Source organism: Parafrankia sp. FMc2 (assembly GCF_041008525.1).
Taxonomy (GTDB): Bacteria; Actinomycetota; Actinomycetes; order Frankiales; family Frankiaceae; genus Parafrankia.
The window spans coordinates 67,642-73,996 of the sequence record NZ_JBFLUG010000026.1; the positions used below are offsets into that span (position 1 = coordinate 67,642).

Below are 6,355 nucleotides of genomic sequence, written 5' to 3' on the forward strand. Positions count from 1 at the left end.
CGTCAGGTTAGCCTGACAGTCATGAGTACGAGCGGAACTCCTTGGCAGGATGCCCGCCGCGCCTGGGATCGCCTCGCCGGCTGGCATCGAGACCACTCCTCATCACGGCACGACCTCGCCCGGCCTGGCGCGGCCCGGCCTGGCCCGGCCCGGCCTGACGGCGGCGTCGTCGGCGACGACGCGCTGGCGGCACTGACCGACATCGGTACCGTGCGCAGGCTGCTGGACCAGGTGGAGCTGGACGCCGTCCGCGCCGCCCGCCGGCAGCGCAAGTCCTGGGCCGAGATCGCGACCCGCCTCGGCGTGAGCCGGCAGTCGGCCTGGGAACGGTGGCGCGACCTGGACGACGCCGACAGAACCGCGGACACCCCCGCCGACGCGAGCGCCCTGCCCGACGTGGCACCGTCCCTGCACCTGGCCGCGGAAACGGTTCTCGGACGGGCCCTGGACGAGGCCGCCGAGGACGCGACAGCCACGATCACCGGCAGGGCGGTGGGTCGACTTCGCCGCCGCTCCACCATTGTCCCGACGGTGGTCGGTCGCTCCTGGGAGGAGGCGCGCCTGCGGCTGTCCGCCGCCAGCCTGATCGGGGTCGGGCCCGACCCCGACAGCCTGCCGCTCACAGCCGACGGGTTCGACGCCGGATCGGTGGTGCAGAGCCAGGCACCCGAGCCGGGCGCCCGAGTACCGAACGGGTCGCTGGTGCGGCTCCGGGTGGGGCGCGGTGGCGGCTCCGCGGGCGTGCGCGAGCCGCGCCGCCCCGCCCCGTCGCCGATGCCGGCCCGCCGGGCACCCCTCGAACCGGCCGATGACCCGGCCGGCGGAGCGGTCGACCGGGCCGTCGGCTGAGCTCGGCCGAGCCCGGCTGAGCCCGGCTGAGCCCGGGCAGCCGAGCCCGGACAGCCGGGCCCTGCGGCTGGAACCGGGGCTGCCTCCTTGACCTGAAGCGGGGTTGAGGTCGCAGGATCCCGAGACATGGTCTTCACCGACGCGGAACTCGAGTACCTCGCCGGCCAGCGTCTCGGCCGGCTGGCCACCGTCGCGCCGGACGGTACACCCCAGAACAGTCCGGTCGCATTCCGGCACAACACCGCCACCGACACCATCGACATTCACGGGTACAACCTGGGCGCCACCCGCAAGTTCCGAAATGTGGCGACCACCCGGGAGGTCTCCCTCGTGGTCGACGACATCGCCTCCGTGAACCCGTGGCGAGTGCGCGGTGTCGAGATACGCGGGGAGGCCGATGCCGTTACCGGCGAGGATCCACCGGCCGGGCACCTGAGCCCGGAGGTCATTCGTATTCGTCCGCGCCGGGTCATCAGCTGGGGAATCGACGCAGGCGCGGAGGGGATGCAGGCCCGAACAATCTCACCCTGATTACATCCCGGCCGACGCGGGTATTCCAGGTCTGCACCACGGCCGGAACTTCCTCGACGAAGTTGGCGTCCTGCGTTTACGCAGTGCGCCGGGGGGAGCAGATATGGCGTACCGGAAGAAGACGTTTCCGTTGCTGATCGCCGCCGCCGCGCTGGGCACGGTACTGGGAGCGGCTCCCGCGCAGGCGGCACCGCCACGGGGCGACGTTGCCGGTGACACTTACCAGGGCAGGACACATCCCGGCGGGGGATACCACGGCGGCGGGTACCACAGTGGGCGTCACTGCTACTGGCGTCATGTGAGTGGCCACTGGGTCTGGGCACATGGCCATCGACACTGGGTTCCGCCGCGGTCCATCTGGGTCTGCAGGTGATGACGGCCGGCGCGGGGCCCGGGGCCCTGCTGCCCCGCGCGTGCACAGCACCTGTCCGCGCGCGGCACTGATCACCGGATGACCGGCAGGGCCTGGTACTGATCACCCTGGTACTGGTCACCGGGCCCTACCCAGGGCGTCGGACCGCGGAGCTCCCGAAGCCCGCGGTCCGGTCGCCCGGCCCTGGTTCGCGCTCAGTCCCGGATAAGGGCCTTGTTCTCCATGAGGAAGTCCGCGAGGTAGCCGTCATGCGGGACACCGGCGGCCATCCAGACGGTCGGGTGATCGCCCAGGTAGAGGTTCCGGATGGTCGGCTCGTTCAGCAGGTGGTCGACGATCCGGGCGTCCCGCGTCATCACCGTCAGCACCAGGCTCTCGCGCAGCGGCGCGGCACCGGCGGCGCGGGTCCACGGGGCGACCCAGACGCACGGGAAGGGCAGCTCGATGCCCGCCTGCGGCGCGGTCGGGGCGTCCAGTTCGTGGACCGCCGGCCGCAGCACCGCGCTCCCGTCACCGAGATCGTCGACGATGCCGTCGCCGCCGAGCCAGGCCCGTGTGCCGGCGGCCTTGCGGTCCAGGTAGGCCCCGACGGCCCGCGCGCTGCCCAGCGGCTGGACGGGAAGGGCCGCCGCGTCGTCCTCGGGGGGCAGGCTCGGCAGCCGGGCCAGCCGGTCGGCGAGCGCCTCGGCCAACGGCGCCGGGTCACCTTCGACGAACACCGCGGTGGCGTTGACGCAGCCGGTGCCGCCGCCACGGGCCACCGAGTCGACGATGACGTCCAGATGATCGCGCCAGTCGGTGTCGGCGGTGACGAGGATCTTCGACCGCCCCGGACCCTGGGTCAGGATGGTGGGGTCGGCGCCGAACCTGCTGACGACGTCGTCACCGCCGTAGACGAGTCCGAGGTCGGCCGCGCGCAGGACGGCTTCGGCACCGCTGTGGTCGGTGGGTAGCAGCACAGCCTGCTCGTCGGCGACGCCGGCGAGCCGCAGCGCGGTGATGAGCCGGTACGGGGTGAACGGGTCGCGGCGCGACGGGCGGATGGCGACCCGATAGCCCAGCGCGAGCGCCTCCGGCCAGAGAGCGTGCGTGCCCGGATGGTTTCCTGCCGCGTGTACGGCGAACACCTCGCCGCGCCGGGCCCAGACAGCCCGCCCGCTCCGGGTGGACGGGTCACGCCAGTCGATGGCCGTTCCCAGCGGGCAGGCCCGCTCGACGGAGTCGCAGACGCGGGTGAGCCACTGGGCGATGGAGCCGGTCGCCGCCCGGACGGTGGAGATCGGCAGCCCGCCGACGCGGCTGACCATCCGCTGGTACTCCTCGACCGACAGGTCGCCGAGGGTCGCCGTCGCGAACAGCCGGGCCGCCTCGGTCAGCACCGCCATCCGCGCGTCGGCGGGCGGGCGGGCAGCGGCACGCACCCGGGCGAGGGTGCGGTGGACGAACAGCGGCGGGACAAGGCTGAGCCGCGCGGCCTGGTCCCCGTTCACCTCGGTGATCACCTGCTGGTTCCTGGTCCGGAACTCGCCGGTGGGCCCGAGCGCGGGCAGTTCGACCGGCGCCGTGAGTACTGCGGGCATCAGTAGACCCCCTCGATGACGGTCTCGTCCTCGAACGTGGCCACCGGGGTGACGTCGGAGAGCGCGTCGCCGACAGTTCCGTCGAGTGCCTTCACCCGCGTCGCGAGGTCGCGCTCCAGATTGTTGGGCAGCAGAGACGCCCGGCTGACGTGGTTCCCCAGTACCCGCCCCTGTTCTCCGTAGCCGACGGGCTCCCTGGTCTCCGGGTCGACGACGTCGAACGTGATGTACGGGGAGTAGGCGTCGAAGATGCAGGGCGCCTCGGCGGGAAGCCCGGGCCGCTGCGGTGTGGAGCCGAGGAACATCGTGCTTCCGTACTGCCCGCAGAGGACCACTTCCGGGAAGACTCAGATCGTGGTGGGTCCGCACCTCGGCGCGGGTCGAAATCGAGGGTTTCGGCCTGCCGGAGCCAGAACGGACTGCCCGTTCCGGGCCCGAAATGCCATTCCATGGCAGCCTGGACGAATTCGTCCGGATCGGGCGTGACGTCGAAGGGAACGTCCAGGACCGTGTCAGTGAGCAGCGGCATGGATTGTCCTCCAGAGTGCGCGGCGAGAACTTCGGGCCCAACGCCTGGCGGCCTGGGGCCGGCAGGCGTCAGGCTCGCGGCCGCACCCCGTCCGCGATGTTCTGGTTCTCCCCGGTGACACCACACCGACACGGTCCAATCCGGCAGAACCTGTCGACGGTGTGGCGGCGGACAACACAAACCTCCGGAACGGGTCTTTCCGCCGATCCCCCGCAGCCGCGTCCCGAACCTGGCTGGCGGCCTGCTCGGCGGCATCACCTACCTCGGCGGAAGCCGACTCGGCCGGCCGGAGGGGTGCGGCCGACCCAGGTCAGGCGCGGCTCGCCCGGCACCGGGACGACAGGCGCGTAGCCGGCGTGCAGTCTTCGCCGCCCCCGCGGCGAGTCCCAGACACGCGATCGCCTCCGCGGCGAAGGCACTGCAGGTCGGCGTGTAGTGGCACCGCGCGGGCCGACGGGGCGACACCGCACGCTGATACGCACGGATCGCCGTCAGCACGCCTCGCATCGCCAGTCCGCTGCGGGTCACCGATGCTCCCGATGCATCTTCCGGCGCCTGCGGGCCCCGCGGGTGGATCGCGGCGCGGAGCTGGTTCCCGATTGTCGCGAGTGTGGACAGGAGCGAGAACAGGGCGGCGAGGGTGAGCAGCGGGCTGCACCCGTCGCAGCCATCGCACCCGTTGAAGGCGTCGCAGCCGGCGTCGGCGGCATCAGAGGGGTCCCGCCGGCGGCGCTCCGCTCGCCGCGACCGACGCGGCCAGCGGCGCCGGCCACGCGGGCCCGGCCGGTGATGCCGGCGAAGCCGGCGCGGCCACCGCAGGCCGCCGGTGCCGCTGGCCGCCTCGCGATCAGAGCCGTCCGGAAGTGCCGAGGGGACCGCTGCCGGCCGGTCGCCGTCGGTCACCGTCAACACGCCGGAGACCTTATCCCGACCGGCCCACCGCGGGCATGGCACGCACATCCCGCCACGGGCCGCCGGCCCGCCCACGGCGAGACCCCCGCCACAGCCGGGGACGCCCAGGTACGTCGGGCACGGTAGAAGGGCCTCATGGGAGCGAAACTCGACCCGGCGAGAACCCGGCTGGCGAACTACCCCTTCGTCCTGACGATGCAGCCACGCTTCGGCGACATGGACAGCCTGGGCCACGTGAACAACGTGGCCATCGCGGCGCTTTTCGAAGAGGCGCGGGTCGCGATGAACCGGGCGGTACTCGGCGCCAGCCACGTGGCACTCCCGCAGGAGCGGCGGCCGCTGCCGGTGGTCGTGGCCCGCGTGGAGATCGACTATCTGCGGGAGGTCCGCTACCCCGGGTCCTACCAGGTGGCTGTCGGCGTCGGGCGGATCGGCACCAGTTCGATCCAACAGGTCTGCGGGCTGTTCGAGGACGAGATCTGCCTGGCCCTGTGTGACGCCGTCCTCGTACACCGCGGGCCGACCGGCCCTGTCCCGGTGCCCGAGCCGGTGCGCGGCCTGCTGACGACCATGGCGTTTCCCGTCCAGGTGCCCACCACCACCTGACCGGACCGGGCCGGGCCGGGCCGGGCTGGTTCGGGCCGGGCTGGTTCGAGCCAGGTCGGGCCGGGCTGGCTACCCGGCGTCGCGCGGTGCGGTGCCGTCCTCGTTCCACTCGAGCGACCAGCCGTAGCGGGCCGCGGCGGTGGCCTGGGGGCCGTCGACGAAGTCGTTCTCACGGCGGATGACGAGGTCGTCCCCGACCACGTGGAATGACACCGCGATGCACGTCCGGGCGTCCTCGGGTGGCTGGCCGAGCCGGATGGTGAGTTCCTCGCCGCCACGCGTGGTGACGGCGACGACCGGCCGCAGCAGGTCCCACTCGGGTGAGCGGTGCAGGCCGTAGACGAACACGAAGAACCGCTTGAAGGTCGCGAGCGTGGCCAGATCCACGAAGATCGTCTGCTCGGCCCGCTCGTCCCGGCCGACGAGGCGCAGCACCTGGCGACCGGCACGCCCGGTCCCGCTCACCGAGCCGCCGTGCTGCTGGATGACGCCGGCCGCTCCGTCGAGGGCCTGCCAGAGGCAGCCGAGATGGATGTTGGCCGGGCGCGGCAGACCGGTACGGGTCCGCAGCGGCGTCCAGCGCAGCGACACGGTCATGGCGCCCGTTCCCCGGGTGTCGCCGGTCCAGATGGTGGCCGGGTGGTCGTCGTCGAGGGCGCTCACCTGCTCGTGGCGCTGCCGGTAGCGGGATGACCGTTCGCCCGCCTCGACGGTGCCCGGCCTGGAACGGGAGCCCGCGTCGTGGCCAAGATCCAGCGGTGACGGAGCGGGCGAAGCCGCCACCCGATTCGGCGGGGCCGGAGACGCGGGCGGAACCTGTGGAGCAACGGGAGCCGGCGGGACCGGCGGGACCGGCGCGGCCGGCGTCGGTCGCGCCACCGGCGGGGGCGCGCTCGGCGGAGGCAAGGGGTCCGGCGGGAGCGGAGCCGGAGGCGAGGGTGCCGGGGGCGCAGGGGGCACCGGAGGTGGGGGTAC

The 6,355-nt window shown here is 73.0% G+C and carries 7 protein-coding genes; 3 read left to right on the forward strand and 4 right to left on the reverse strand.

The genetic code is table 11. The features are described 5' to 3' along the window. Nucleotides 1-21: 21 nt before the first annotated feature. A complete protein-coding gene (locus AB1460_RS12190) occupies nt 22-849 on the forward strand; it encodes a PASTA domain-containing protein (RefSeq protein ID WP_368961165.1) in 828 nt (275 codons plus the stop codon). A 126-nt stretch (nt 850-975) separates the two neighbouring features. Beyond that, nucleotides 976-1,380 (forward strand): PPOX class F420-dependent oxidoreductase, encoded by a 405-nt coding sequence (locus AB1460_RS12195; protein WP_368961166.1) that lies wholly within the window; start codon nt 976-978, stop codon nt 1,378-1,380. 567 nt (nt 1,381-1,947) lie between these two features. Here the strand turns inward: AB1460_RS12195 and AB1460_RS12200 are convergent. The 3 genes from AB1460_RS12200 to yidD all read right to left on the reverse strand — a co-directional run bounded on the left by AB1460_RS12200 (nt 1,948) and on the right by yidD (nt 4,822). Beyond that, nucleotides 1,948-3,333, reverse strand: coding sequence for an aldehyde dehydrogenase family protein (locus tag AB1460_RS12200; RefSeq protein WP_368961168.1), 1,386 nt, complete (start codon nt 3,331-3,333; stop codon nt 1,948-1,950). Beyond that, nucleotides 3,333-3,638, reverse strand: coding sequence for a hypothetical protein (locus AB1460_RS12205; RefSeq protein ID WP_368961169.1), 306 nt, complete (start codon nt 3,636-3,638; stop codon nt 3,333-3,335). The genes AB1460_RS12200 and AB1460_RS12205 overlap by 1 nt, the downstream gene beginning before the upstream one ends. A 482-nt stretch (nt 3,639-4,120) precedes the next feature. Then, entirely contained in the window at nt 4,121-4,822 is a 702-nt protein-coding gene (gene yidD, locus AB1460_RS12210; protein WP_368961178.1) for a membrane protein insertion efficiency factor YidD, read from the reverse strand. An 87-nt stretch (nt 4,823-4,909) separates the two neighbouring features. On the opposite strand from yidD, the gene AB1460_RS12215 reads away from it, so the two are divergent. Beyond that, nucleotides 4,910-5,380 carry an acyl-CoA thioesterase gene (locus AB1460_RS12215; RefSeq protein ID WP_368961170.1) on the forward strand — a complete coding sequence of 157 codons (471 nt, stop codon included), beginning with the start codon at nt 4,910-4,912 and terminating at the stop codon, nt 5,378-5,380. A 69-nt stretch (nt 5,381-5,449) separates the two neighbouring features. Here the strand turns inward: AB1460_RS12215 and AB1460_RS12220 are convergent, their stop codons facing one another. Further along, nucleotides 5,450-6,163, reverse strand: a complete 714-nt coding sequence (locus AB1460_RS12220; protein ID WP_368961172.1) for a hypothetical protein — start codon at nt 6,161-6,163, stop codon at nt 5,450-5,452. Nucleotides 6,164-6,355 lie beyond the last annotated feature (192 nt).